Origin of the sequence: Bradyrhizobium sp., assembly GCF_030654605.1 — a bacterium.
GTDB lineage: Bacteria > Pseudomonadota > Alphaproteobacteria > Rhizobiales > Xanthobacteraceae > Bradyrhizobium.
On record NZ_JAURXB010000093.1, the window covers coordinates 1 to 24,844 of the forward strand.

The following is a 24,844-nucleotide window of genomic DNA, read 5'->3' on the forward strand; positions in this document are numbered from 1 at the left end:
GCCGCCGCCATCGTATAGAGGGCAAGCCCGGTGAGCAGGGATTTGAGTCGGGAGCGCGAGACCATGCCCCGACGATGCGACGGCCCGGTTAACAGCATCCTAAGACCCGGGCCGTCCAGCGCGTCGCCGGCCTATTTGTTCTGTTTTTCGACGAAGGCCGCAAAGGCGTCGATGTACTGCTGCAGCACCTTCTGCACCGGTTCCTTGGTGAGTTGGCCCTTGTCGTCGAAGGCGTCGCCGACGCCGTTCAGATAGATTTCCGGCTGTCCCATGATCGGGCCCGAAATGCCCGGCATGATGTTCTGCAGGTGTTTGACGGCGGCCACACCGCCGAGCGCGCCCGGCGAATTGCCGACCAGACCGATCGGCTTGCCGAGGAACGAGCTCTTGCCATAGGGGCGCGAGCCGACATCGATGGCGTTCTTCAGCACGCCGGGGATCGAGCGGTTATATTCCGGCGTCACGATCAGCACGCCGTTCGACTTCTGCAGTTTTTCGCGGAACGCCAGCCAGTCGGCCGGCGGGGCGGCTTCGAGGTCCTGATTGAAGAACGAAATGTCGTGCAGGGTGACGATATCGAGCTTCAGAGACGCGGGCGCCAGCTTGGCCAGCGCGTTGGCAATCTTGAGCGTAAAGCTCTCCTTGCGGAGGCTGCCGACGATGACGACGATATTCTGGGTGGCCATGGAATTTCCTTTTGAGGCGGGGTGTGGGAGCGGCTCCGCGGCACCCTAGCCGTCCCGGAAAAAGATGCAAGTGCATGAATTGGCGCTGACAGCGATTTTGCGATTGCAGCAGGCTTCAGGTCAGCAAATGCGGACAAGAACTTTCTTGGGATCAGTAGAATGCCAACTGGATGGTGTAGGTGAAAGGGGTCGAATCTCTCATGGACGCTCGTCCAAGCCGGGGATAGTCGGTCACTAACATGCACTGCTGTTTGCGCGGATCAGCTTACCCTAAGCCCAGATACCGCGGCCAGAATACGGCGGGGGTCGCACTGGGTTGTGTTAGATGAGGCATCACCACAGGAGTACGGCAAAAGCCGCTTTATTTTTTTCGATTAGCCAAGGCCGATGAGCCGACATTTTTTCCTGTTGAACTCGTTGTTTTACTCGTACCAGAGCCGGACGTGGTTACGCGCCGCGCAAAATCTTGCTTTGCCGAAGACCAGCTGTCGGTCCGATTAACTGCACTGCTTGCAGACTTCATGACGGAAGACTTTTGGTCATGATGCTTCATCAGAGCCACCTTTATTGCGTTGACCCGAGAGCTTCGTCCAATCGGCATTCGCGATTGGACCTAGATACGATGATTCTACTTCAGCTACCAAGGAACCATAAGTTACGCCTTTTGGACCGTCGCCAGGAGCCGTTGCCTTCAATGCGTACCCTTGGTCATCTTTCCGGCTAACCATATCAAACAAATCGAGGAAACGGGTTGGGGCGATACCGACAAAGGCCTCGAATCTTACCGCATCATCGTCAGCTTCTCGATCATGATCGACTTGAATTGCACGCTTGTAAAGTTTCTTTGCTCGGCTTTTTGGGTAGGGCTCTATGTATACGACGCGGGAAATACCAGCAGCAATAATGTGCCGCGCGCACATGTGACATGGAAATGTCGTGCAGTAGAGGGTACCTTCGCGGATTGGAACTCCTCGCATTGCGGCGTCGCAAATCGCGGCCATTTCCGCATGTACGATTCGCCCAAATTCTAAGAGACTAGCTACCGTTGTGCCCGCCAAGGGCTTCGGATCAATGTACAATGCATCTTGAGCGCGGTCTTCTACCGCCCGAGCGGATTTCTCCTCTTTAAGCCATCCAGCTTCAGCAAGCGCCTCGAGCAACTCGGCAACTATCTCCTTCCGGGTACCCGCAGCGGCATCTTGGCCAATTTTATAGTCCCGATAATCACGCTCGGTTCCCGCCACAGCGTCCCATATTACACCGCCGCCCGCGCGTGGCACTTCGTTGCAGCCCGTCGCCAGAATCTCTCCTGTCTTTGTCGCAATTACTGCGCCGACTTGTCTGGACAAATCTGCGGACCGCTGTGCCGTTGCACGCGCCTGGAACATCAACAATTCGTCAACGGTTGGGGTAATGTAAGGGGCCTGAAACAAAAGCTGGATAAAGCGACGGGCATCTTCGCGGAAGGACGTCCCCACTTTTAAAAAGACATCCGCTCGTTGAAAGACATCTTCAAGCCTTTGCCCAAGCGAATCCGATCTCTCTTTCTGATCCGTGTCGATCAGATCTTCAGCGATCTCTCTATGGGCGTCGGGGTCCGACGAGTTCTTACTACTTGCAATCTTACGGCAGAGATTTTCGACACGCTGTTCTCGAGGTTCGTAAATCGACACTAAGAGTGCGCGTTGCCCGAACAACTTTCGAAACATTTGCAACTCTTCGTCCCGCTTTAAAGAAGAGACAATAAAGCAGTGCCGCTCAGCCGGAACGGTTGCGTCTTCGCTTTCGTTTAAGTTGGCACGGTGACTATGAATTTCAGCCAGTGCCAATCTCGCCACCGCGTCGGCGTATCCGATAATCTTTCGGATATCATTCCCGGCGCTCATGCTCTCGCGAATACGGTCATCTTCCCCCTTGATTTCGGAAAGATACTCCAAGCCCGGAATTTGAGCCATCAATGCGCTCAGTCGGACCGGAATCGGAGTGTATCCAACCGCGAGCAATTCGGATGCTAGGGCCTCTGATACCACTGTTGTGTCCGTGCCAACCGCGGCGCAGAGGCATAGGACGAGCTCCGGGTAATACGTTGTTTCTACGGCTTGCACAGCTTCCGATAATTTGACGCCCGTCACATACATGCCTCCGGTTGTGTTACCTAAGATCAGCACGTTACGTATTTGAGAGTCGAGGGGGATTGCGAAAACAGGTTGTATGATTTCGTTGGAGAGCCAATTTGTAACGCGCAAGCAGGTACGGTCGCCGCCCTGCCCCGTCATCAGAACCAAGGCTATATTTCGAACCGTCCTTCTCGACCTGACCGACCGAGGGAAAGGTAGATGGAATGCTACCGCCAGCGCCTCCCCGGCCGAGGCCAAGTCGTAGAATTCTTGACTACCGGCCCCGCCCACCATTCGTCGGACCTACCGAATTACGAATTATAAGGCTCACCCGCCCTTGTTCGGATTGATCAGGTACTTTTCGCCGGTGGCGCGCTTGTTGTAGACGGCAATATGGTTGAGTTGCAGCGTCTCCTGCAGCGACACCACCTGCGTGTAATGGCTGGCAAACGTCGTCTTGAGTTCGGACACGACCCGCGCGCGCAGCTTGGCGCCGTCGGCCGGCCCGATCTTCTGCAGGAATGGAAACAACAGCCAGCCGCCGATCCCCCAGGCCATGCCGAACGAACGGTTCAGCTCGGTCGGGCGCAAATCGAGGCCGCCATAGATATAGACCTGCTTGTGCACGCTCGACCCGTAGCGGCTGTAGACCTTTGCCGTCTTGTTGATTGCGATCTCCATGCAGGTGAGGATCTGACCGGCGAGCTTGCCGCCGCCGATGGCGTCGAACGCAATGGTCGCGCCGGTTTCCACCAGCGCGTTTGTCAGGTCGTCCATGAAGGTCGCGGCGCTGGAATCGACGATATGTTTCGCGCCGATCTTGCGCAGGATGTCCGCCTGCTCCTTACTGCGGACGATATTGACGAGGCTGACGCCGTCCTTGATGCAGATCTTGTTGAGCATCTGACCGAGGTTGGAGGCCGCCGCGGTGTGCACCAGGGCGGTGTGGCCCTCGCGCCGCATGGTCTCTACCATGCCGAGCGACGTCAGCGGGTTGACGAAGCAGGACGCGCCGTCCGCCGGCGTGGTGCCGTCAGGCAGCGGCAACACCTCCTTGGCGCGCATGGTGCGGTACTGCGCATACATCGCGCCGCCGATCATCGCCACGGTCTTGCCCATCAGCGCCCTGGCCGCATCGGACGATCCGGTCTTGATCACGACCCCGGCGCCTTCATTGCCGACCGGCATCGATTCATCGAGGCGGCCCGCCATCGCCCTCATGGCCGCGTCGGGCACTTTTGCCGTGATCACCGGCGCGTCTTTGGTGCCCGACGCTTTCGCCGTCGTCATATCGGCGGCGCCGACCAGAAGGCCGAGGTCGGAGGGATTGATCGGCGAGGCTTCGACGCGGACCACGACTTCATCCGGGCCAGGCTCCGGCACCGGCACGCTGACGAGAGAGATTTCGAGTTCGCCGCTCTTCTTGATCAGCGAACGTAGTTCAAGTCCGGTCGTGGCACTCATCAGAAATCTCCCCAAATCTTCGGCTCCGCCGAATTTCGGCCGGGAGTGTTCTCACGTTGGCCGGGAAACGCAAGCCTCCCCGCTTCTCACAATCTCGTTGCTTTTTGATCGCAGCTCGGCCTTCGAACGTCGTCGCCTTTGCGCTAGCCTGCCCGCATTGCAGGGAGAAGCACCCATGGGCCAAAGCGAGATCGACGCTATCAGAGCCTTGCTGAGTTCGAAGCCGCGCCCGGTCGGCTGGCAGCAACGACGGCAGCGCATCGAGGAAGTCGGCTCCGTCTGGCCGGTCGCCGGAGATATCGCGCTCGAGGGCGTCGACATTGACGGAATGCCCGGAGAATGGTCGACAGCTCCCGGCAGCGACGCCTCCCGCGTGCTGTTGTACTTTCACGGCGGAGGATACTGTTCGGGCTCGATCCTGAGCCATCGCCGGCTGGTTACCGAAGCCGGCCGGGCGGCAAAAATCCGAACGCTCGCGATCGCGTACCGGCTGGCGCCCGAACACCCGTTTCCGGCAGCACTCGATGACGCGTTTTCGGCCTGGCGTTTTCTGCGAAGCAACGGCATCGCCGCCGGACATATCGCTGTTGGCGGTGACAGTGCGGGCGGCGGGCTCACCGTCGCCCTGATCAACCGGCTGCGCGACGCCGGCGAACAAGTGCCAGGCTGCGCATGGCTGATCTCGCCATGGACCGACCTGACGCTATCCGGCGCTACGCTCGCCACCAGGGATACGATCGACCCGATCATTCACAAATCGTATCTGGCCGAACTCGCCGATGCCTATCTGCCGGCGGCTGTCGACCGGCGCGACCCGCGTGTCTCCCCGCTGTTTGCAGATCTGTCGGGTCTTCCGCCGACACTGATCCAGGTCGGCGCCTGCGAAACCCTGCTCGAGGATTCCACGCGTTTTGCGGCAGCCGCGGGCGCCGCCAATGTCGCGCTCACGCTTCAGGTCTGGCCCGACATGATCCACGCCTTTCCGATGTGGAACGCGCATCTGGAGCCGGGCCGGCGCGCGCTGGCGGAAGCCGGCCAATTCATTCGCGGGCAGCTGAGCCGAGACGCGGGTTAGGCACCCTCCCGCGCAATTTACGGTGTGTGGCAATCCGTTGTAAGCTGGCAACAGTTCCCGAAAACGGTCATAATCGGCGAGTTCGCCCTTGTGACTCACATTGTGACCCGACACATCGGGGGCGTCGGATACTTTTCTGTGCAACCGGGCTCGATCGGGCCGTTGGAGGCAGGGATCATGACCCCACGGGGATCAGCGACAACAGCAGCGGCGATCTATCCCGCCGTCGTGATTGCAGCCTGGGCAGTGGTCAGCCTGGGTGGCACGGGCTCGCACCGCGTCGAAACCGCCGCGGCGGCGCAGGCAGTGGACCGTCTTGCACCGGTCCTCACCGCCAGTATCGAAATCGCCACGGCGCCGCGGGCCAGCCAGACGGTTGCGCCGAAGATCGACCTGCCGCAAGCCATCGCAGCGACCATTGCCCGTCCCGAAACCAGCATTGCCATTCCCAATACGCCTGAGGTCGCAGCCGCCGCCGAACTGGTGGCGATGCCCTCGGCCGACACCGGGCCCTCCCCCGATGCAGCGGCGTCCGCCGAACCGCCGCCGCGCTCGTTCGTGCTGGCCACGCTGGGCGATCCGGCGGAAGTCCTGCCCGGGGGAATTGCGCCCGCCGAGACACCAACCATGCCGTCGGCGATGACGGCCGACTCGCCGCCGCTGGACATCGTGCCGACGGCCAGGAGCCGCGTCGAGCTGGTTGGCGAGTGCATCGTGGCGGAGGCCTGCATCGACCAGTTCCTCTGGACGCTCTACCAGCGGACGCCGAAGGAAGACACCATCAAGGAGCGAGAGCAGCGCAAGGTGCAGGTCAAGCGCAAGGGCAAGATGGTGACCGTCACCCGAAGCTTCACCAAACTGGTCGAAAACGATTTCACCTGGAAGGATCCGCACGCCGCGGAACGCATCGGCATGCCGATGATGGATTACGTGATCGGCGGCATGGATCGCAGCTTCAAGCTGAAGCTGTTTCACACGCTTTACGCCGCCGAGGCCGCCGGACTGCAGCCCGGCATCACCAGCGCGTTTCGCGACGACTACCGTCAAGGCATCGCCAGCGGCCTGAAGGCGGCGAGCAACAGGTCGTACCACGGCGGCAGTCTTCGCGGCGGCTATGGCCGAGGGCTGGCGGCCGACATCGTCAGCGTCAACGGCGCCAATCGGGCGCAACGCTGGACTTCGACCGAAATCCTCTGGAAGTGGGTCGATGCCAACGGCAAGCAGTACGGCATCGGCCGGCCGTATCTCAAATTCGATCCACCGCATGTCGGCCCGATCGACGGTCCGGAATACGTCTCCCGTCGCGGCGGCGCGAAGACGACGGTTGCGGATGTGAAGAAGCGCCAGAAGCAGGTCGCGCAGGCCAGGCCTGCCGCCGCGAAGCGCCAGGTTGCCGCGAGATCGTCGAGCAGCAAACCATCCGAGCGGCTCGCGGAAGCGCGCTAGTATTCAGAATTGCAAGCGGTATTCAAGAACCTTTAAGAGAGCCCACCTCGTTGCCACCGGGATGAGCTAACCTGTTGAAATGCAACGACCTGCTATCTTTGCATGGGGTTGTTTTCGAAATTTTGTCCCGGCCCGCCCTGCGAAGCAGACGCAACGCAAACCCCTCCTTTACGCCAACGCCTTCAGCGCCGCTTTCCCTGCGTACTTCGCCTGCGCCCCAAGTTCCTGCTCGATGCGCAGCAGCTGATTGTACTTGGCGGTACGGTCGGAGCGCGCCAGTGAGCCGGTTTTGATCTGGCCGCAATTGGTCGCGACCGCGAGGTCGGCGATGGTGGAATCCTCGGTCTCGCCGGAGCGGTGCGACATCACGGCGGTGTAGCCGGCCTTGTAGGCCATCTCGACCGCGCTGAGCGTTTCCGTCAGCGTGCCGATCTGGTTGACCTTGACCAGGATGGAGTTGGCGCGGCCGCATCTGATGCCATCGGCCAGCCGCGTCACATTGGTGACGAACAGATCGTCGCCGACCAGCTGGCACTTGTTGCCGATCAGTCGCGTCAATTCCTCCCAGCCGGCCATGTCGTCTTCCGACATGCCGTCCTCGATCGAGACGATCGGATAGCGCGATGCGAGGTCGGCGAGATACTTGGCCTGTTCGGAAATCGAGCGGGTCTTGTTCTCGCCGCCATAGACGTAAGCGCCATCCTTGAAGAACTCGGTGGCGGCGCAGTCCAGCGCCAGCATCACGTCACCGCCGGCCTTGTAGCCGGCCTTGCCGATCGCGGCCATCACGAACTCGAGCGCCGCGTCCGCCGAGGGCAGGTTCGGAGCAAAACCGCCCTCGTCGCCGACATTGGTGTTGTGGCCGGCCTTCTTCAGTTCACCGCGCAAGGTGTGGAAAATCTCCGAGCCGCAACGCAGCGCTTCGGCGAAGGTCGGCGCCCCCACCGGCATGATCATGAATTCCTGAAAATCGATCGGGTTGTCGGCATGCGCGCCGCCGTTGATGATGTTCATCATCGGCACCGGCAGCGTCCGCGCCGAGGTGCCGCCGACATAGCGGTAGAGCGGCATGTCGAAGGATTCCGCCGCCGCCTTGGCGCAGGCGAGCGAGACGCCCAGAATGGCGTTGGCCCCCAGCCGGCTCTTGTTCGCCGTGCCGTCGAGATCGATCATGATCTGGTCGATCTGGACCTGCTCCTCGACGGCCATCTCGCTCAGGGCCTCGAAGATCTCGCCGTTGACGGCGACGACCGCCTTCTGCACGCCCTTGCCGAGATAGCGGGCCTTGTCGCCATCGCGCAGCTCGACCGCCTCATGGGCGCCGGTGGAAGCGCCCGACGGTACCGCCGCGCGGCCGATCGAGCCGTCCTCCAGCACGACGTCGACTTCGACCGTGGGATTGCCGCGGCTATCGAGGATTTCGCGGGCGATGATGTCGACGATGGCTGTCATGATGTTGCGCTTCCCTTGATCGTGCTGGCTGGGTTGGGCGCGTCTTACACGGCGCGCAAGCAAATGTGAACGGCTGCCCCGCATCCCGGCCTGACGGGGTGATATGGCCGGGCTATGCTGCTTAAAGGTTGATCTTCGCGTCTGAACCTTCCTTCTCACAAGCCCAAGGTAACGCAATGAATCGCCGGGAGTTTCTCAGCTGCGCCACAGCCGGAATCCTGGCCGCACCCGCGCTGCTGCGCAGTGCCGGCGCCCGGGAAGGCCCGTTCCGAACCAGATACTATCCAGTCGCCGCCGGCATGGGCTCGCGCGATGTCGCGCCCGCTCCCGATGGCACGGTCTGGTTCTGCGGCCAGCGCAACGGCACGCTGGGGCGGCTCGATCCGCGCGACGGCTCATTCAAGCTGGTCGATCTCGGCAAGGGGGCGGCCCCCCACGGGGTCGTCATCGGCCCCGACGGCGCGCTGTGGGTGACCGAGGGCGGGCAGAATGCCATCGTCCGGGTCGATCCTGCAGATCACAAGGTCACCCTGTTCCGCCTGCCTGAAAAGGAGGCCTACGCCAATCTCAACACCGGCGTGTTCGACCAGCGCGGCATGTTCTGGTTCACCGGCCAGTCCGGCATCTATGGCCGGCTCGACCCCAAATCGGGTGACATGACGGTTTTCAAGTCGCCCCGGGGCCGTGGAACCTATGGCATCACCATCACGCCGAAGGGTGACGTCTGGTACGCCTCGCTCGCCGGCAGCCATATCGCCAGGATCGATCTGGCGACCGGCAATGCCACCGTGGTCGAGCCGCCGACGCCCAATCAGGGCGCGCGGCGGGTGTGGTCGGATTCGAAGGGCCGGATCTGGGTCAGCGAATGGAACAGCGGAAATGTGTCGGTGCACGATCCCGCCGACGGTTCCTGGAAAGCCTGGAAGCTGCCGGGCGATAGTCCCCGCACCTATTCGGTCTTTGTCGATGACAAGGACAAGGTCTGGCTGACCGATTTTTCGGCCAACGCGATCGTGCGTTTCGACCCGGTAACGGAGAAATTCAACGCCTTCCCCAGCGACAAATCAGGCGCCAATGTCCGGCAAATGGCCGGCCGGGCGGGCGAAGCATGGGGCGGCGAATCCGGCACCAACCGTCTCGTCGTGATCCAGACCGTCTTGGTGTGAGATTTCCTGGCGTGAGACTTCCTGGCGCGAGATTTTTCGTCGCCTTTCTGCTGCTCCCTGCCCTGGCTTCCGCCCCCGCGGCGGCCGAGGACGCCGGCGCGCGTCACTTCGCGCCCTGTCGCGCCTGCCACAGCCTCGACCCGGCAGAGCGGGGCCTGCCCGGCCCCCATCTCAATGGCCTGATCGGACGCAGCATCGGCGGCGATCCGGCGTTCGATTACTCGCCGGTGCTGCGCAAGGCGCGCGACGACGGCCTGCGCTGGGACGTGAGCCGCCTCGACAGCTTCCTCGCCGATCCCGCCGCGATGTTTCCGGGCTTGTGGATGTCGATGCGCGGCGTCGAGGACGCGACCGAGCGTCAGGCGCTGGTGCGGTTTCTTGCCAATCCCGCTTCGCGCTGACGGTTGACGGCAAAGCCCCATTGCGTCCATGTCAGCGCTTCCAAGAGGACGACATGATGGCGAAAAAATCCCTGCAGCTCGGCCGCGCCGTGCAATGGCCCGACAGCCCGGAAAAGGCAAAACTCGACCGCGTGCCCAATCCGCAGAAGGACACCGATTACGTGGTGCGGTTCACGGCACCCGAATTCACCTCGCTGTGCCCGGTCACGGGGCAGCCGGATTTCGCCCATCTGGTGATCGATTTTGTGCCGGGCCCGTGGCTGCTGGAATCAAAATCGCTAAAGCTATACGTCGCAAGTTTTCGCAACCACGGCGCGTTCCACGAGGACTGCACGGTCATGATCGGCAAGCGCATCGTCGCCGAGATCAAGCCGAAATTCCTGCGCATCGGCGGCTACTGGTATCCGCGCGGCGGCATCCCGATCGACGTGTTCTGGCAGTCCGGCAAATTGCCGAAGGGAATGTGGATTCCGGATCAGGGCGTGGCGCCCTATCGCGGCCGGGGTTGAACCGAACGGCCGGACATATCGACCACCGCCTATGCACAAGGCCCTCTCCGCCATCATCAGAGCTGCCGCCGCTTCGTGCCTGCTCGGGGCGCTTGCGAGCGCCAACGCCGCCCCGCCGTCACCGGAGGATCGTTACGTCGCCACGCGCGATGCGGCGATCGGGAAAATCTCGAAACTGTATGACAACGGAAAGGCCGATGACGCCGCGAAGGCCGAGAAGACCGTTAGCGCCGATCTGCTGACGCAAATGAAGGCGATCGTGGCCGAACCCGATCGCAAGGGGTTTGGACCGGCCAGGCTCAACCTCGACGCCTTCTCCGAAGGCGATCAGGGCTTTGGCCTGCTCGACGGCCTGCGCTTCGACGCGCTGGTCGGCGAAAACGGCGAGAAAGCCGGCGCCAACGACGCCGGCGGCAAATATGTCTACCCAAAGGCCCATATCATCGTCACGACGCAGACGCTGTTCGAACGCTGGCTGCGCGCGCACAGGGATTGGTGGGGCAAGAAGGTCAAGAACGTGCCGCAACAAATGCGCGCAGCTTTCAAGGACGAGAGTTTTTATACCCAGGCGATCTCGACCGATGCGGCGGTCGTGAATTTTGGCGAATTGCCGATTGCCAGGCCGGCGTCCATCACGTCAGCCCACGCGATGCTGGCCGCGCGAACCCAGGACGCCGTCCCTGATGCCGCGGACGAAGTGTTCGTTTCGGCGCTGGCGAACGGCAAGGTCTATCTCGCCTACGGTTCGATCAGGCCCAGGGTGCAGGTCCCGGCCTGCCTTGCGATCAAGGCAGGCTACGACAAGAAGGCCGGGAAGGCTTCCGACGACCTCCAGTCCAGCCGGATCGACAGGAAGGCCTACGACAAACTCGGCGACCTCCGCCAACAGGGCGAAGACGCCTACAAGCGCTGCTTCACCGAGCGCGCGCCGCAGCAGCCGTCGTTTGTCGAGACTATCAGGCAAGCCGAAGCGCTGCTGGCGGCGGCGATCGGAAAATAGCGCGGTTCACGATGCGGGAACCTGGCTCGCCCTCACACCACGAACCATCTCGGCTTGGGACCGATGTTGTGCACCGGCGTCTGTCCGATCGTTCCGCTTTGTCCCCAGCCATTGTGGACGTGGCCGCAGATCGTGATGCGGGGCTGGTGTTGAGCAATGGCGTCGCGAAGCGCCGCACTGCCGGCGTGTCGCCCGTCCTTTTGCTGATCGGCAATGCCGTACGGCGGCGAATGCGAAACCAGCACCGCCCGCGCGGGACATAGCGTGAGCAGTTGCGCGGCCTCCGCTTCGTCCAGCACCATGTTCCACGGTTCCGGATCGACCACGCCGCTGCCGAGTCCAATGCCGAAGAACGCCACCCCGTCGATCACAACCGACTGGCCGTGAAGCAGATGAGCCAGCGGCCAGTCGGCGCAGGCGGCGAACAACTCGCCGAGGTCGTCGTGGTTTCCCGGGACCAGGACGAAGGGGACCGCCATTCGCCGGAGCACGTTGAGCGTATCCCCGTGGCCCATACCACAGGAGGCGAAATCGCCGGCACCGACCACCACATCCGCGCCGCGGCTTTCATTGACGATCGCCTCGGCCTTTGCGGCATCCCGATGCAGATCGCTGAAGGCAAGGATCTTCATTCGAACCTTCCGGCTGGGACGGCGGCAACCATGGTCATTTCGAGAAACGCAGCATCAGGGCTCCCAGCATCGTCAGCATCGCCGACACCAGTTTTACCAGGTTGAGGCGCTCCCTGAGGAAAAAGACTCCGATCAGCAGCGCGAACACGATGCTGGTCTCCCGCAACGCCGTGACCACGGCGATCGGCGCCTGGGTAAACGCCCACACCACCAGCGCATAGGCCACAAACGACGCGCCGCCGCCGATCGCCATGATTTTCTTGTGGTTGCGGACCGTCTTGCGCAAGGTGCCGGGAGATGCCGTCGCGACAATCATGGAAAACGCGATGGCGTTCAGAATGGTTTCCCAGGCGTAGAACCCGACCGGGGTTCCGGCGGCGCGCGCGCCGTAGCCGTCCACCATCGAATATCCCGCCACGAAACATCCCGTGATCAGCGCCAGCATTGCACCATGCGGATTGTGCAAACCCTGGCTGCCACGAACCAGCACCAGGCTCATGATGCCGCAGCCAATCGTGGTGATGGCGACCAGCTGCAGCGTTGTCAGCGTCTCGCGGAAGATCAGCACCGAACAGGCCGCCACGATCAGCGGCGCAGTGCCGCGGGCAATCGGATAGACTTGCGTCAGATCGGCTTGTCGATAGGCCCAGAACAGAAACAGCTGGTAGCCGACGTGAAGCACGGCGCCGCCGATGATGTAAGGGACCGACGCCGCATCCGGCAGCGGCACGAACGGCAGCGCCAGCAGCGCAAACGGCACGTGGCCGATAACCACGGCGGTCATGCTGACCAGCTTGTCCGACGCCCCCTTCACCAGCGCGTTCCAGGTGGCGTGAAGTGCCGCGGCGAGCAAAACGATCAACAGAACATGGGTTTCAATCATTGAAGTCCCCCGCCGCCATTGTCAGGCAGCCGCTATGTCGCAGCTGCATCCGCCGGCTTCGTTTGTCGCAGCAACCGCGCGCAGGCAAGGCCGACGGCCACCATCACAAACGCGAATACCAGCAAGGTCGGAACCTTGCCGAGATTCTCGATGCCGAATCCATAGGCGATCGGACCGACCGTCTGCCCCATGAAAAAGAAGAACGCGTGCAGCGATAGCGCGGTGGCGCGGGCTTGCACCGAAAGCTCGCTGGCAACCACCTGCAGCGAGCCGTGAATCATGTAGAAGCCCCAGCCCATGAACAGCAGGCTGAGGGCCTGAATCTGCCAGCCCGGGCCGAATGCCACCACCGCGAGCTGCAGCCCGACCAGGGCGGCGCCCGCGATCATCATGCCCTTGACGCCGAGCCATGGCAGGAAGCGCGAAACGCTCATGGTGTAGAACAAACCACCCACGGCAAAAAATGCGATCACGATCCCCGCGATCGACAGCCGGGTTTCGCCGAGTTCGAACAGGAATGCCGCCACGAACGGAAACAATCCGAGCACGCAGCAGCCCTCGATGAAGACGGCGGCGTAGACGATGCGCGCGTTGGGGTTGCTGAAGATGGTGCGATAGCCCTGCCTGAGCATTGCCAGGCTGGTCTTCGGTGGCCGCGCCAGCGCCGCGCCGCGAAAACCGAGCGCCACCGCGATCGGGGCCAGGATCACCAGCACGCCAAGTACCGCCAGCACGCCGCGCCAGCCGAGGAAGTCGCCGATCAGGCCCGACAGGGACGCGCCCAGGAGGTTGCCGGTCATGGCGCCGGCCAGCGTTCGCCCGATCGCGACCTGGCGTTTTTCCGGACCCACGAGGTCGCTGGTCAGGCTGAGCGCGACCGGAAAAACGCCGCCGGAGCCGATGCCTGCGAGAATACGCGAGGCGAACAGCATCGGAAACGACGTCGAGAACGCGCCGAGAATGTTGGCCAGTCCCAGCAGCACCAGGCAGATCACCATCAGCCGCGCCTTGCCGAACAAATCAGCGGCAGCGCCCAATACCGGCTGGATGATGGCGAAGGTGAAAGCGAACGCCGCCGAGAATCCTGCCGCGGTGGCGATGGTGATCCCGAAATCCTCGGCAACATGCGGCAGCACGGGATCGAGCGCGCGCGCCGACAGCGCGGCGGAAAAGGTCGCCAGCGCAATGACGTAGATGACCGAGGGAATTTGCTGCGGCGCTGTTCCCTGCCCTGACGGCATCAGCGCGGCGCGCTCTTGGCCAGCGCGTCGAACGCCATCAGCGTCCGCACCAGGCCTTCGAACTCGCGCAGCGGCACCATGTTGGGACCGTCCGACGGCGCGCGGTCGGGATCGGGATGGGTTTCGATGAAGACGCCGGCGACGCCGACCGCGACCGCAGCGCGCGCCAGCACCGGCACGAATTCGCGCTCGCCGCCCGACGAGGTGCCCTTGCCGCCCGGCTGCTGCACCGACTGGGTGGCGTCGAAAATCACTGGCGCGCCGGTGCGCGCCAGGATCGGCAGCGCCCGCATGTCCGACACCAGCGTATTGTAGCCGAACGAGGCGCCGCGCTCGGTGACCAGCACATTGGCGTTGCCGGCGCCGGTGATCTTGGCGACCACGTTCGCCATGTCCCAGGGCGCCAGGAACTGGCCCTTCTTGACGTTGACGACCTTGCCGGTCGCCGCCGCCGCCAGCAACAGATCGGTCTGCCGGCACAGGAACGCCGGAATCTGCAACACGTCGACGGCCTGTGCGACCTCGGCACATTGCGAGGCCTCGTGGACATCGGTGAGCACAGCCATGCCGAGCGACGAGCGGATCTCGGCAAAAATCGGCAGCGCCTGAGCAAGGCCGATGCCGCGCGGGGCCGATCCGCTGCTGCGGTTGGCCTTGTCGAACGAGGTCTTGTAGACGATGCCGATTCGCAGGCGCGCCGCGATTTCCTTCAGCGCCGAGGCGACCTCCAGCGCATGCGCGCGGCTCTCGAGCTGGCACGGGCCGGCAATGATCGAAATCGGCAGATCATTGCCGAATCTGACCGGGCCAGCCGTCACGACCGGTGCTGCAGAGTTGTTCGCGCTCACGGGTTTTCCTTCGTTTCCGCGTGGACCATGCCGGTCCACGCCATCAGGATCAACCCCGTTCAGCCCCCGAATATCAGGGTTGCATCGGCGACTATTTTACCGCCGAGAACGCCGTCGGCACCAGCAGCTGGCTGACGATGTTGTCGATGATCTGGCCGTCCTCCTCGCTCTTGGCGCGGCCGGCGATCCAGTCGGGATCGGTCTGAAATGCGTTCCACTTCTTTTCGCGATCCGCCAGCGAGTCCCAGGCGACGAAATAGGTCAGTTCCTGATTGGACGTGCCGATCAGCGTGGTGAAGAAGCCGGTCTGCTTGATACCGTGCTTGTCCCACAATTTCAGCGTGGTGTTTTCGAAACGCTTCAGCAGCGCCGGCAGGCGGCCCGGCAGACAGCGATAGACGCGCATTTCCATGATCATCGGCTTCAATCCCTCGATTTATTGTTCTTGCGGTTCACGGGAGGCGTTGTCGCAATAAATCGCGCGGCCGTCAAAAGGACGGCAGGCGGCCTGTTCCGGCCGAACGATCACCATGGGCGAGGCGTACCTCCAATCACGGGCTCATGGCACGAACGTGCCATCGATTTGTGCGCCCCCCTCCGCAATGCTGGCGTCAGACCAGAACAAGGAGAGTCCCCATAGCGCACGACCTGCTGTCCTTCTTCCTCGCCTGGATGTCGGCGCCGCGCCGCGTTGGCGCCATTGCGCCTTCCAGCGCAGCACTCGGCGAGCTGATCACGCGCGAGATCTCGACGAAGAGCGCGCCGGTGCTCGAACTCGGCCCCGGCACCGGTGTCTTCACCCACGAGTTGCTCAAGCGCGGCCTGCGCCAGCAAGACCTCACACTGGTCGAATCTGGCTCCGATTTCATCGGTCTGTTGCAAATGCGCTTTCCCGGCGCCCGCGTGCTCTGGATGGACGCGGCCCGGATCGGCAGTGACGATATCCTCGCCGACACGTCGTTCGGCGCTGTCGTCAGCGGCCTGCCGCTGCTCAATATGCCTCCGCGCAAGGTGATCGCGATCCTGACCGGAGCATTCGCCAGGTTGCGCCCTGGCGGCGCCTTCTATCAGTTCACCTACGGCCCAACCTGCCCGGTGCCACGTGCGATCCTGGAGCGGCTGGGCCTGCGCGCCCGACGCGTCGATCGCCTGCTGCGCAATGTCCCGCCAGCGGCGGTCTATCGCTTGACGCGGCGCGCACCGCTGCGGCTGAATGCATTTGCCGCGCAGACGGAAGCACCGTTGCTGGGTGACGACCCGGTCGTGCCGCAGCGTCAGACCAGCCGCGACTGCACCATCGCCGCTTGAATGAACGACGCGAACAGGGGATGCGGGTCGAACGGGCGCGATTTCAACTCGGGGTGGAATTGCACCCCGATGAACCAGGGATGGTCCTCGTATTCGACGATCTCCGGCAGCACGCCATCGGGCGAAAGCCCGGAAAATTTCAATCCGTGCTGCTCGAGCCGGTCCTTGTAGGCGGTGTTGACCTCGTAGCGGTGGCGATGGCGTTCCGAAATCTCGGTGGCGCCGCCATAGACCTCGGACACCCGGCTGCCGCGCTTGAGCGCCGCGGGGTATGCGCCAAGACGCATGGTGCCGCCGAGATCGCCGGCCCTCGATCGTTTTTCCAGCTCATTGCCGCGCAGCCACTCGGTCATCAGGCCGACCAGGGGTTCGGATGTCGGACCGAACTCGGTGGAGTTCGCCGCCTCGATGCCGCACAGATTGCGAGCGGCCTCGATTACGGCCATCTGCATCCCGAAGCAGATGCCGAAATACGGTACATCGCGCTCCCTGGCGAACTGCGCCGCGCGGATCTTGCCCTCGGCGCCGCGCTGCCCGAAACCGCCCGGCACCAGGATGCCGTTGACGTGCTCGAGGAACGGCGCGGGATCCTCGTTCTCGAATACCTCGCTCTCGATCCAGTCGAGATTGACCTTCACCTTGTTGGCGATGCCGCCATGCGACAGCGCCTCTGTCAGCGATTTGTAGGCGTCCTTCATGCCGGTGTACTTGCCGACGATGGCGATGGTGACGTCACCTTCGGGATTGCGCACCCGCTCGTTGATGACGTGCCAGCTTTGCAGCGCCGGGGCCATCTGCGGCTCGATGCCGAACGCCGCCAGCACTTCGTCGTCGAGGCCGGCGGCATGATAAGCCTCCGGCACGGCATAGATGTTGTCGACGTCGCGCGCCTCGATCACGGCGGTTTCGCGGACGTTGCAGAACAGGCCGAGCTTGCGCCGCTCTTCCTTCGGAATCTCGCGGTCGGTGCGGCACAGCAGGATATCCGGCTGGATGCCGATCGAGCGCAGTTCCTTGACCGAATGCTGGGTCGGTTTGGTCTTGAGTTCGCCGGCGCTGGGAATGAACGGCAGCAGCGTCAGGTGGATGTAGATGGCGTGGTCGCGCGGCAGGTCGTTCTTGATCTGACGGATCGCCTCGAAGAACGGCAGGCCCTCGATGTCGCCGACGGTGCCGCCGATCTCGCACAGCACGAAATCATACGCGTCATTGCTGTCGAGGATGAAATCCTTGATCGCGTTGGTGACGTGCGGAATCACCTGGATGGTGGCACCGAGATAGTCGCCGCGCCGCTCCTTGGTGAGGATGTCCTGATAGATGCGCCCTGTAGTGATGTTGTCCGCCTTGGTGGCGGGACGGCCGGTGAAGCGCTCGTAATGGCCGAGATCGAGATCGGTCTCGGCGCCGTCGTCGGTCACGAACACTTCGCCGTGCTGGTAGGGCGACATCGTTCCCGGATCGAGATTGAGATAGGGGTCGAGTTTTCGCAAGCGGACCTTGTAGCCGCGCGCCTGCAACAGGGCACCGAGTGCCGCTGAAGCCAGACCTTTTCCGAGCGAAGAAACCACGCCGCCGGTGATGAAAATATACCGCGCCATGGGACCCAACCTTTAAGGCTACCCACCCGATTCGCCAAAACGAATCGCAGCTCCAGGCGAAGTTTCGCTTTGGCTGTGGGTGACTTGAAATCTAGAGAAATGTCAGTGTGTTGATGGCGGTTTTGGATGCAGGACGGTAGCTGCCGTCCTGCATGGCCACCCTGCTTTATTGCGACCGTGGCGCCTGCGGGCCGGACGGCGCCGACTGCTTCTGCTGCTCATCGGCCTTCTTCAGCGAATCCAGGATGCCGCCTGAGGTCGGCGGCGAAATCGGCGTCGCCGGGCCTGCCGGCTGCGTCTGCGAGGCCGGATTGGCATCGATGATCGAACTCGGCTTGCGGTCGTAGCTGGCGAGCCAGGACAACAACAGGCTGGTGATGAAGAAGCCGACCGCGAGAAACCCCGTCGTGCGCGTCAGCAAATTGGCGGTGCCGCGGCTCGACATGAAGCCGGCACCGCCGCCGACGCCGAGGCCACCGCCTTCGGATTTCTGCAGCAGCACCGCGCCGATCAACGTCGCGACGATCATGAGGTGAATGACGATAACGACAGTCTGCATCTCTACCTTCCGTCGCAAACCAAACCGGGAGCGCCGGCATCCGGCTGCTATCAGGGCTTTGCGGTGTTTGAAGTCGCGCGGGTGTTACACGATTGCAAGGGGCATTGTCACCCCCGCAGGGATTTTCATCCCACGCGCCGCCCTGCGGTTAGTTAGGCATAACTGCCCGCAATCGCAAGAAAGTCCGCCGCTTTCAGGCTGGCGCCGCCAATCAGCGCGCCATTGACGTTGGCGACCGCCATCAATTCCCGGGCGTTGGAGGGTTTCACCGATCCGCCGTAGAGGATTCGCATTTTCATCCCCTCCCCTTTAAATCGGTCGATCAGGAGTTCCCTGATAAACTTATGAATTTGCTCGACATCTCCTGATGTCGGGGTGAGCCCGGTGCCGATCGCCCAGACCGGTTCATAGGCCACCACCAGATTACCCGACGTGGCCGTGTCCGGCAGCGAGCCCGTGAGCTGGCCGCGGCAGATATCGAGGGTTTGGCCGGCATCGCGCTGAGCTTGGGTCTCGCCGATACAAACGATGGCGGTGAGGCCGGCGCGCCAGGCCGCTTCGGCCTTTTGTCGCACCAGCCCATCGCCCTCGCCGTGGTCGGCGCGCCGTTCCGAATGACCGACAATGATGGCGCTGGCGCCGGCATCCGCCAGCATTTCGGCTGAAATGTCGCCGGTATGGGCTCCCGAGGCCTTGGGATGGCAATCCTGCGCCCCGATGGCGAGGTTTTTTGAGCCGCGCGCTTGCGCGGCGAAAGCCGCGATCAGCGTCGCCGGCGGGCAGACCAAGAGATCAGCCTTGGCGGCGACACCGGCCGCCCCCGCCAGCATGGCCTCGAATTCGGCCGTGGAAGCCGTAAGGCCATTCATTTTCCAGTTGCCGGCAATCAGCGGCCGGATGGCGTCGGTCATTTCAGGGTTTCCTGCCAAATATTAATGCCGGGATGAGCTAGCAGAGCACGGCGCCCGGTTCCAGATAGCGGTTATGTGGCCGGCAAGCCACCTGCCGCTTCAATTGGCCCTCCGCGCCAAGGTTGCGACGGCGCGGCTGCCACTTTATGATGCTTTATCAACTCGGTGACGCCCTTTTACGGAATTCGACCGAATCCCTGTGGGCGCAACCCGGTTCCCTCCTGCAAACAAGTTGGACCCATGCTTCGAGGAATACGCAAAGCCTCATCAAACTGGCTCGGCAAGACCATCATGAGTATCGTCATGGGGGTGCTGATCCTCAGCTTTGCGGTGTGGGGTATCGCCGACATCTTCAAGGGATTCGGGCAATCGACGCTGGCCAAGATCGGCCGGACCGAGATTTCGACCGAACAGTTCCGCCAGCTCTACACCGAGAAGCTGCAGCAGCTCGGCCGCCAGTTCGGCCGCCCGCTGACGATGGATCAGGCGAGGGCCTTCGGCCTCGATCGCCAGGTCCTGCAGCAAACCATCGCCGAGGCGGCGCTGGACGAAGAAGCGCGGCGGATGGGGCTCGGTCAGTCCGACGCCGAGATCATGCGCATGATCTACAGCGATCCGAATTTCAAGGGAGTGGCCGGCAATTTCGATCCGGCCCGTTTCCAGGCCACGATCCGGCAGTTCGGTTTCACCGAACAGAAATACATCGCCGAACAGCGGCGGGTATCGCTGCGGCGTCAGATCGCCGGCACGGTCTCCGCCGGCCTCGAACCGTCGAAAGTGCTGATCGAAGCGCTGAGCCGCTTCCAGAACGAACAGCGCACCATCGACTACGTCAAACTCGACGCCGCCCAGGCCGGAACCATCGAACCGCCGTCGCCGGAAACGCTGGCGAGCTATTTCGAGGATCGCAAGACCCAGTTCCGCGCTCCCGAATACCGCAAGATTTCCTTTGTGGCGGTGACGCCGGAAGAAGTCGGCAAGTGGTCCGAGGTCTCCGACGAAGACGCCAGGAAAATCTTCGAGCAGAACCGCGGCAAGCTCGGCACGCCGGAGAAGCGTCAGGTGTCGCAGATGATATTCCCGAACGCGGAGGAAGCCGCGGCGGCCCGTGGCCGCCTCGCGGGCGGAATGTCATTCGAGGACCTCGCCAAGGAGCGCGGGCTGAACCCGTCCGACGTCGACCTCGGCATGACCGCCAAGTCGGGAATCCTCGACAGCGCGGTCGCGGACGCGGCGTTCTCGCTGCCGTCAGGCGAGATAAGCCAGCCCGTGCCGGGCCGGTTCGGCGTTGCCGTGGTCAAGATCGGCAAGATCGAGCCGGCAGTCCAACCCAGCTTTGAAAGCGTCGCCGCAAACCTGAAAAAGGACATTGCCACCGAGCGCGCGCGCGCCAAGGTCTCGGATCTCCACAACAAGATGGAAGACGAGCGCGGCGGCGGCGCCGGCGTCATCGAAGCCGCGCAGAAGCTGGGACTTGCCCCCGTGACCATCGACGCGGTCGATCGCTCCGGCCGCCTTCTCAACGGCCAGCCGGTGACCGGCATTCCCCGCGGCCTCGACGTCGTGTCACAGGCCTTCAACAGCAATGTCGGCGTCGACAACGATCCGATCCAGTTCAACGGCGGTTACGTCTGGTACGACGTGCTGGACGTCATCCCTTCGCGCGAACGCACCCTCGATGAGGTCAAGGACCAGGTCGAGGCGAAATGGCGCGACGACCAGATCACGACCCGGCTGCGAGCCAAGGCGACCGAGATGGTGCAAAAGCTCGACCAGGGCGGCAAGCTCGCCGACGAGGCGGTGGCGGCCGGATCGAAAGTCGAAACCGCCAAGGACGTGCGGCGCGATGCCACCCTGCCCGGGCTGCCCATCAGCGCCGTCACGGCGGCATTCCGGACTCCCAAGGATGCCGTGGGACAAAGCGCCGGCGCCGGTGCCAATGAATGGATCGTGTTCCGCGTGACCGACATCAGCGTGCCCCCGGTCGACCTCGCCTCGGACGACATCAAGAAACTGAAGGACACGCTTCAGCGCGGGCTGACCGACGAACAGGTCGCGCAATACGTCAGCAAGATCGAACAGACGATCGGCACCACCATCAACAAGGCCGCCTTCGCACAGGTGACGGGCGCGAATAACTAACACTCCCGAAAGCACGCGATGGACGACCTCAAATCTATCATCGGAAAAGTCGCGACCGGCGCGACGCTGTCGCGCGACGAGGCGGCATCCGCCTTCGACAGCATGATGTCCGGCGAGGCGACGCCCTCGCAAATGGGCGGATTGCTGATGGCGCTTCGCGTCCGCGGCGAAACCGTCGACGAGATCACCGGCGCGGTGTCGGCGATGCGCAGCAAGATGCTGCGCGTCACGGCTCCCGCCGATGCGATCGACGTCGTCGGCACCGGCGGCGACGGCTCCGGCTCGGTCAACGTGTCGACCTGCGCGTCGTTCATCGTCGCGGGCTGCGGCGTGCCGGTGGCCAAACATGGCAATCGCGCACTGTCGTCGCGTTCCGGGGCTGCCGACGTGCTGTCCGCGCTCGGGGTCAGGATCGACATCACGCCGGAGCGGGTCGGCCGCTGCGTGGCGGAGGCCGGCATCGGCTTCATGTTCGCGCCGTCGCACCATCCCGCGATGAAGAACGTCGGCCCGACCCGCGTCGAACTGGCGACCCGCACCATCTTCAACCTGCTGGGTCCGCTGTCCAATCCGGCCGGCGTGAAGCGGCAGATGGTCGGGGTATTTTCGCGGCAATGGGTGCAGCCGCTGGCGCAGGTGCTGAAGAATCTCGGCTCCGAATCCGTCTGGGTGGTGCACGGCTCCGACGGCCTCGATGAAATCACCCTGTCCGGCCCGACCTTCGTCGCAGCGCTCGAGAACGGCAATATCCGCACCTTCGAGGTGACGCCGGAGGAAGCCGGTCTCACCCGCGTCGGCGGCGACGCCCTGAAGGGCGGCGATGCCGATGCCAACGCGATCGCGCTGCAAAGCGTGCTCGACGGCATGCCCAGTCCCTACCGGGATGTGGCGCTGCTGAACGCCGCGGCGGCGCTGGTGGTGGCCGGCCGCGCCAGGAGCCTGAAGGAAGGCGTGGCGCTCGGTACCCAGTCGATCGACAGCGGCGCGGCACTGAAGCGGCTGAAGCAATTGATCATGGTCTCCAACGGCTGATCCCAGGGGGCTCATCGATGTCCGACATCCTGACCAAGATCGAGGCTTACAAGCGCGAGGAGATCGCGGCCGCCAAGCGCGCGCATCCGCTTGGCGCCCTCGAGGCGCTGGCGAAGGCAGCCTCCCCGCCGCGCGGTTTTGTCAGCGCGATTCGCCGCAAGCTCGCCCAGGGCGACTACGCGCTGATTGCCGAGGTCAAGAAGGCCTCGCCCTCCAAGGGGCTCATTCGCGCGGACTTCGATCCGCCCGCGCTGGCCAGGGCCTATGAGGCCGGCGGCGCCGCCTGTCTTTCGGTGCTGACCGACGCGCCGTCGTTTCAGGGCCATCTCGATTTCATGGTGGCCGCCCGCGCCGCCACCCAATTGCCGGTACTGCGCAAGGACTTCATCTACGACACCTATCAGGTGGTCGAGGCCCGCGCCTACGGCGCCGACTGCATCCTGATCATCATGGCGGCGCTCGATGACGGCGCCGCCCGCGATATCGAGGATGCAGCATTGGCGCTCGGCATGGATGTGCTGATCGAGATCCATGAACGCAGTGAACTCGATCGTGCCCTGAAACTTCGTTCGCCGATGATCGGGGTCAACAACCGCAACCTGCGAACCTTCGAGACCACGCTGGCGACCAGCGAGGCGCTGGCGCCGCTGATCCCGAAAGACCGCCTGATGGTCGGCGAGAGCGGCATCTTCGTATCAGCCGATCTCGCGCGACTGGCGCGGGTCGGCATGCAAACCTTCCTGGTCGGCGAAAGCCTGATGCGGCAGGCCGACGTCGCCGCCGCAACGCGCGCGCTGCTGGCGCGTGGCGATGCCCCGCGCGCCACCGGGACGCGCTGACGCATGGCGCGCAAATCCTCCAGATCCCCCGAATCCTCCAAGCCCGGTTCTGCCCTCACCCATATCGACGCCAGGGGTGAGGCGCGGATGGTCGATGTCTCGGAAAAACCCGCGACCGAACGCGTCGCGGTGGCGGAAGGCCGCGTCGTGATGAGCGAGGCGACGCTCGCGCTGATCGTTTCGGGCAATGCCAAAAAAGGCGACGTGCTGGGCACCGCGCGCATCGCCGGCATCATGGCGGCGAAGCGTACCTCGGATCTGATCCCGCTGTGCCATCCGCTGGCGCTGTCGAAAGTCACGCTGGATATAGCCACGGACCCAAAGCTGCCCGGCTGCATCGTCCGCGCCACCGTCAAGGTCACCGGGCCGACCGGCGTCGAGATGGAGGCGTTGACCGCGGTGTCGGTCGCGTGTCTGACGATCTACGACATGATCAAGGCGGTCGAGCGCGGCGTCCGTATCGAGGGCATTCATCTCGTAGAAAAAAAGGGCGGCAAGTCCGGGCACTATCATGCCTGACAATTGGCGCCTGCCTCGTTCCTGCTTCACGGTGGAGTGATCGGCGAGAACGGATGGGCGGGCCGGATTCGGGGTTATTCTTTCGGGTGCCCAGACCAGCGACCAACTCCGGAGAAACGCAATGTCGACCTGCAAACTTCTCGGCGCGGTGGCCATCTTGTCGACCGCGATCGTTACGCCTGTACCGGCCCAGCCGGTGATCTACGAACCCGGCTATTGCGCCTTTTTCTATCCCAACGCGAATTGCCAGAACAACGGGCCGGGCAATCCCTACACCGATCCCAACTACCAGCGCGGCGCCATTCAAAATGACCGGTCGTGGTCGGGCGGCGAAACCGTCGGCGTGGCCGGAAAGAAATCGCGAACCCACCGTTCCAACTCGCCCGCGACGCGCATGCAGTAGCGACAAGGCTGAAGCTTTCGCAGGCCAGGAAAAAGGCGGCCAACCGGGCCGCCGCTTCCCGATCGCGCGTGCGCTTACTTCAGCGAGCTGTTGATCGCCGTGAACTTGGTATTGAGCTTGGTGCCAAGGCCGTTGATGACGGCGATGATCGCGAGAGAGATGCCGGCTGCGATGAGACCGTACTCGATCGCGGTCGCGCCGGATTCGTCGGCGATAAACTTCTTCAGCATGGTTTTCATGGTGATGGCTTCCTGCGTTGGCCTGGGTTGGTAACTTCATCAAGCTTCGCAAGTTGCGTGCCAGAGCGGCGCCGAATGTCCTCAATGCGTTAGATGGTTAAGATTCGGTTGATCGATCGCGTGCCGGAATCAATTTCCCATCTCATCCCTTGCTTGCCGGCAAATGATGCCGGCGGAACTCCGGCCGCCCGATCCGGTTTCCTCACCGCGTCGGTAGTACATCGAAGAATCCCTTCGCGGCATTTCCCCGCCCGTTACTCACCGGTGGTAATCCCCCGTTAACTCAACTTCCTAACACCGTTTCCATAACGGCAACGTAATAATCATGTCCGGAGCCGGGGCATGAGAAAATGCCACTGGCGTCGAGCCATGGC

25 protein-coding genes are annotated in these 24,844 nt (G+C 63.1%); 12 read left to right on the plus strand and 13 right to left on the minus strand.

The genetic code is table 11. From position 1 onward, the window contains the following. Positions 1 to 131 precede the first annotated feature (131 nt). From Q7U29_RS09460 to Q7U29_RS09470, 3 genes are all read right to left on the minus strand, one after another. The gene (locus Q7U29_RS09460) at positions 132 to 686 is read right to left on the minus strand and encodes an NADPH-dependent FMN reductase (protein ID WP_304740725.1); all 555 of its coding nucleotides are present in this window, start codon (positions 684 to 686) and stop codon (positions 132 to 134) included. Positions 687 to 1,225: 539 nt separating this feature from the next. Next, positions 1,226 to 3,097, minus strand: a complete 1,872-nt coding sequence (locus tag Q7U29_RS09465; RefSeq protein ID WP_370691722.1) for an anti-phage dCTP deaminase — start codon at positions 3,095 to 3,097, stop codon at positions 1,226 to 1,228. 33 nt (positions 3,098 to 3,130) lie between these two features. Further along, entirely contained in the window at positions 3,131 to 4,267 is a 1,137-nt protein-coding gene (locus Q7U29_RS09470; protein ID WP_304740727.1) for a zinc-binding dehydrogenase, read from the minus strand. A 175-nt stretch (positions 4,268 to 4,442) separates the two neighbouring features. Here Q7U29_RS09470 and Q7U29_RS09475 point away from each other — a divergent pair, with 175 nt between their 5' ends. After that, on the plus strand, positions 4,443 to 5,342 hold the full coding sequence (locus Q7U29_RS09475; protein WP_304740729.1) for an alpha/beta hydrolase: 900 nt from the start codon (positions 4,443 to 4,445) through the stop codon (positions 5,340 to 5,342). A gap of 177 nt (positions 5,343 to 5,519) precedes the next feature. Next, positions 5,520 to 6,788, plus strand: a complete 1,269-nt coding sequence (locus tag Q7U29_RS09480) for a hypothetical protein (protein WP_304740731.1) — start codon at positions 5,520 to 5,522, stop codon at positions 6,786 to 6,788. A gap of 168 nt (positions 6,789 to 6,956) precedes the next feature. On the opposite strand, the gene eno is transcribed toward Q7U29_RS09480, so the two are convergent. After that, a complete protein-coding gene (gene eno, locus Q7U29_RS09485; RefSeq protein ID WP_304740732.1) occupies positions 6,957 to 8,240 on the minus strand; it encodes a phosphopyruvate hydratase in 1,284 nt (427 codons plus the stop codon). A gap of 176 nt (positions 8,241 to 8,416) precedes the next feature. Here eno and Q7U29_RS09490 point away from each other — a divergent pair, with 176 nt between their 5' ends. From Q7U29_RS09490 to Q7U29_RS09505, 4 genes are read left to right on the plus strand one after another with little or no spacing between them, the layout of a single operon-like run. Further along, positions 8,417 to 9,406, plus strand: a complete 990-nt coding sequence (locus tag Q7U29_RS09490) for a lyase (protein ID WP_304740733.1) — start codon at positions 8,417 to 8,419, stop codon at positions 9,404 to 9,406. A gap of 11 nt (positions 9,407 to 9,417) precedes the next feature. Next, positions 9,418 to 9,807: a cytochrome c family protein gene (locus Q7U29_RS09495; RefSeq protein WP_304740734.1), complete on the plus strand. Its 390-nt coding sequence runs from the start codon at positions 9,418 to 9,420 to the stop codon at positions 9,805 to 9,807. Between the two features lie 56 nt (positions 9,808 to 9,863). Next, on the plus strand, positions 9,864 to 10,316 hold the full coding sequence (gene queF / locus Q7U29_RS09500; protein WP_304740736.1) for a preQ(1) synthase: 453 nt from the start codon (positions 9,864 to 9,866) through the stop codon (positions 10,314 to 10,316). A gap of 31 nt (positions 10,317 to 10,347) precedes the next feature. After that, a complete protein-coding gene (locus Q7U29_RS09505) occupies positions 10,348 to 11,316 on the plus strand; it encodes a hypothetical protein (protein ID WP_304740738.1) in 969 nt (322 codons plus the stop codon). Positions 11,317 to 11,348: 32 nt separating this feature from the next. On the opposite strand, the gene Q7U29_RS09510 is transcribed toward Q7U29_RS09505, so the two are convergent. From Q7U29_RS09510 to Q7U29_RS09530, 5 genes are all read right to left on the minus strand, one after another. Further along, a complete protein-coding gene (locus Q7U29_RS09510; RefSeq protein ID WP_304740740.1) occupies positions 11,349 to 11,948 on the minus strand; it encodes a metallophosphoesterase in 600 nt (199 codons plus the stop codon). A gap of 34 nt (positions 11,949 to 11,982) precedes the next feature. Further along, positions 11,983 to 12,831 (minus strand): DMT family transporter, encoded by an 849-nt coding sequence (locus Q7U29_RS09515; RefSeq protein ID WP_304740742.1) that lies wholly within the window; start codon positions 12,829 to 12,831, stop codon positions 11,983 to 11,985. Positions 12,832 to 12,863: 32 nt separating this feature from the next. Then, a complete protein-coding gene (locus Q7U29_RS09520) occupies positions 12,864 to 14,072 on the minus strand; it encodes an MFS transporter (RefSeq protein WP_304740744.1) in 1,209 nt (402 codons plus the stop codon). After that, on the minus strand, positions 14,072 to 14,920 hold the full coding sequence (gene kdsA / locus Q7U29_RS09525; protein ID WP_304740746.1) for a 3-deoxy-8-phosphooctulonate synthase: 849 nt from the start codon (positions 14,918 to 14,920) through the stop codon (positions 14,072 to 14,074). The genes Q7U29_RS09520 and kdsA overlap by 1 nt, the downstream gene beginning before the upstream one ends. A 91-nt stretch (positions 14,921 to 15,011) precedes the next feature. Further along, positions 15,012 to 15,338: an NIPSNAP family protein gene (locus tag Q7U29_RS09530; RefSeq protein WP_304740748.1), complete on the minus strand. Its 327-nt coding sequence runs from the start codon at positions 15,336 to 15,338 to the stop codon at positions 15,012 to 15,014. A 254-nt stretch (positions 15,339 to 15,592) separates the two neighbouring features. Between Q7U29_RS09530 and Q7U29_RS09535 the strand changes: the two genes are divergently transcribed. Then, entirely contained in the window at positions 15,593 to 16,228 is a 636-nt protein-coding gene (locus Q7U29_RS09535) for a class I SAM-dependent methyltransferase (protein WP_370691723.1), read from the plus strand. Here the strand turns inward: Q7U29_RS09535 and Q7U29_RS09540 are convergent. The 3 genes from Q7U29_RS09540 to tpiA form a co-directional block, all read right to left on the minus strand. Continuing rightward, positions 16,195 to 17,826 (minus strand): CTP synthase, encoded by a 1,632-nt coding sequence (locus Q7U29_RS09540; RefSeq protein ID WP_304740750.1) that lies wholly within the window; start codon positions 17,824 to 17,826, stop codon positions 16,195 to 16,197. The two genes, Q7U29_RS09535 and Q7U29_RS09540, sit on opposite strands and share 34 nt — an antisense overlap. 166 nt (positions 17,827 to 17,992) lie before the next feature. Beyond that, positions 17,993 to 18,385 carry a preprotein translocase subunit SecG gene (gene secG, locus Q7U29_RS09545; RefSeq protein ID WP_304740752.1) on the minus strand — a complete coding sequence of 131 codons (393 nt, stop codon included), beginning with the start codon at positions 18,383 to 18,385 and terminating at the stop codon, positions 17,993 to 17,995. Between the two features lie 152 nt (positions 18,386 to 18,537). Further along, positions 18,538 to 19,296, minus strand: a complete 759-nt coding sequence (gene tpiA / locus Q7U29_RS09550) for a triose-phosphate isomerase (protein ID WP_304740754.1) — start codon at positions 19,294 to 19,296, stop codon at positions 18,538 to 18,540. A 240-nt stretch (positions 19,297 to 19,536) separates the two neighbouring features. On the opposite strand from tpiA, the gene Q7U29_RS09555 reads away from it, so the two are divergent. The 5 genes from Q7U29_RS09555 to Q7U29_RS09575 all read left to right on the plus strand — a co-directional run bounded on the left by Q7U29_RS09555 (position 19,537) and on the right by Q7U29_RS09575 (position 24,231). Next, positions 19,537 to 21,438 (plus strand): peptidylprolyl isomerase, encoded by a 1,902-nt coding sequence (locus Q7U29_RS09555; protein ID WP_304740757.1) that lies wholly within the window; start codon positions 19,537 to 19,539, stop codon positions 21,436 to 21,438. Between the two features lie 18 nt (positions 21,439 to 21,456). Then, positions 21,457 to 22,470 carry an anthranilate phosphoribosyltransferase gene (trpD, locus tag Q7U29_RS09560; protein WP_304740758.1) on the plus strand — a complete coding sequence of 338 codons (1,014 nt, stop codon included), beginning with the start codon at positions 21,457 to 21,459 and terminating at the stop codon, positions 22,468 to 22,470. Positions 22,471 to 22,487: 17 nt separating this feature from the next. Then, the gene (gene trpC, locus Q7U29_RS09565) at positions 22,488 to 23,309 is read left to right on the plus strand and encodes an indole-3-glycerol phosphate synthase TrpC (protein WP_304740759.1); all 822 of its coding nucleotides are present in this window, start codon (positions 22,488 to 22,490) and stop codon (positions 23,307 to 23,309) included. A 3-nt stretch (positions 23,310 to 23,312) separates the two neighbouring features. Continuing rightward, positions 23,313 to 23,828, plus strand: a complete 516-nt coding sequence (moaC, locus tag Q7U29_RS09570; protein ID WP_304740761.1) for a cyclic pyranopterin monophosphate synthase MoaC — start codon at positions 23,313 to 23,315, stop codon at positions 23,826 to 23,828. Between the two features lie 121 nt (positions 23,829 to 23,949). Next, positions 23,950 to 24,231, plus strand: coding sequence for a hypothetical protein (locus Q7U29_RS09575; protein WP_304740763.1), 282 nt, complete (start codon positions 23,950 to 23,952; stop codon positions 24,229 to 24,231). Between the two features lie 74 nt (positions 24,232 to 24,305). On the opposite strand, the gene Q7U29_RS09580 is transcribed toward Q7U29_RS09575, so the two are convergent. Continuing rightward, entirely contained in the window at positions 24,306 to 24,470 is a 165-nt protein-coding gene (locus Q7U29_RS09580) for a Flp family type IVb pilin (RefSeq protein WP_304740765.1), read from the minus strand. Positions 24,471 to 24,844: the final 374 nt, after the last annotated feature.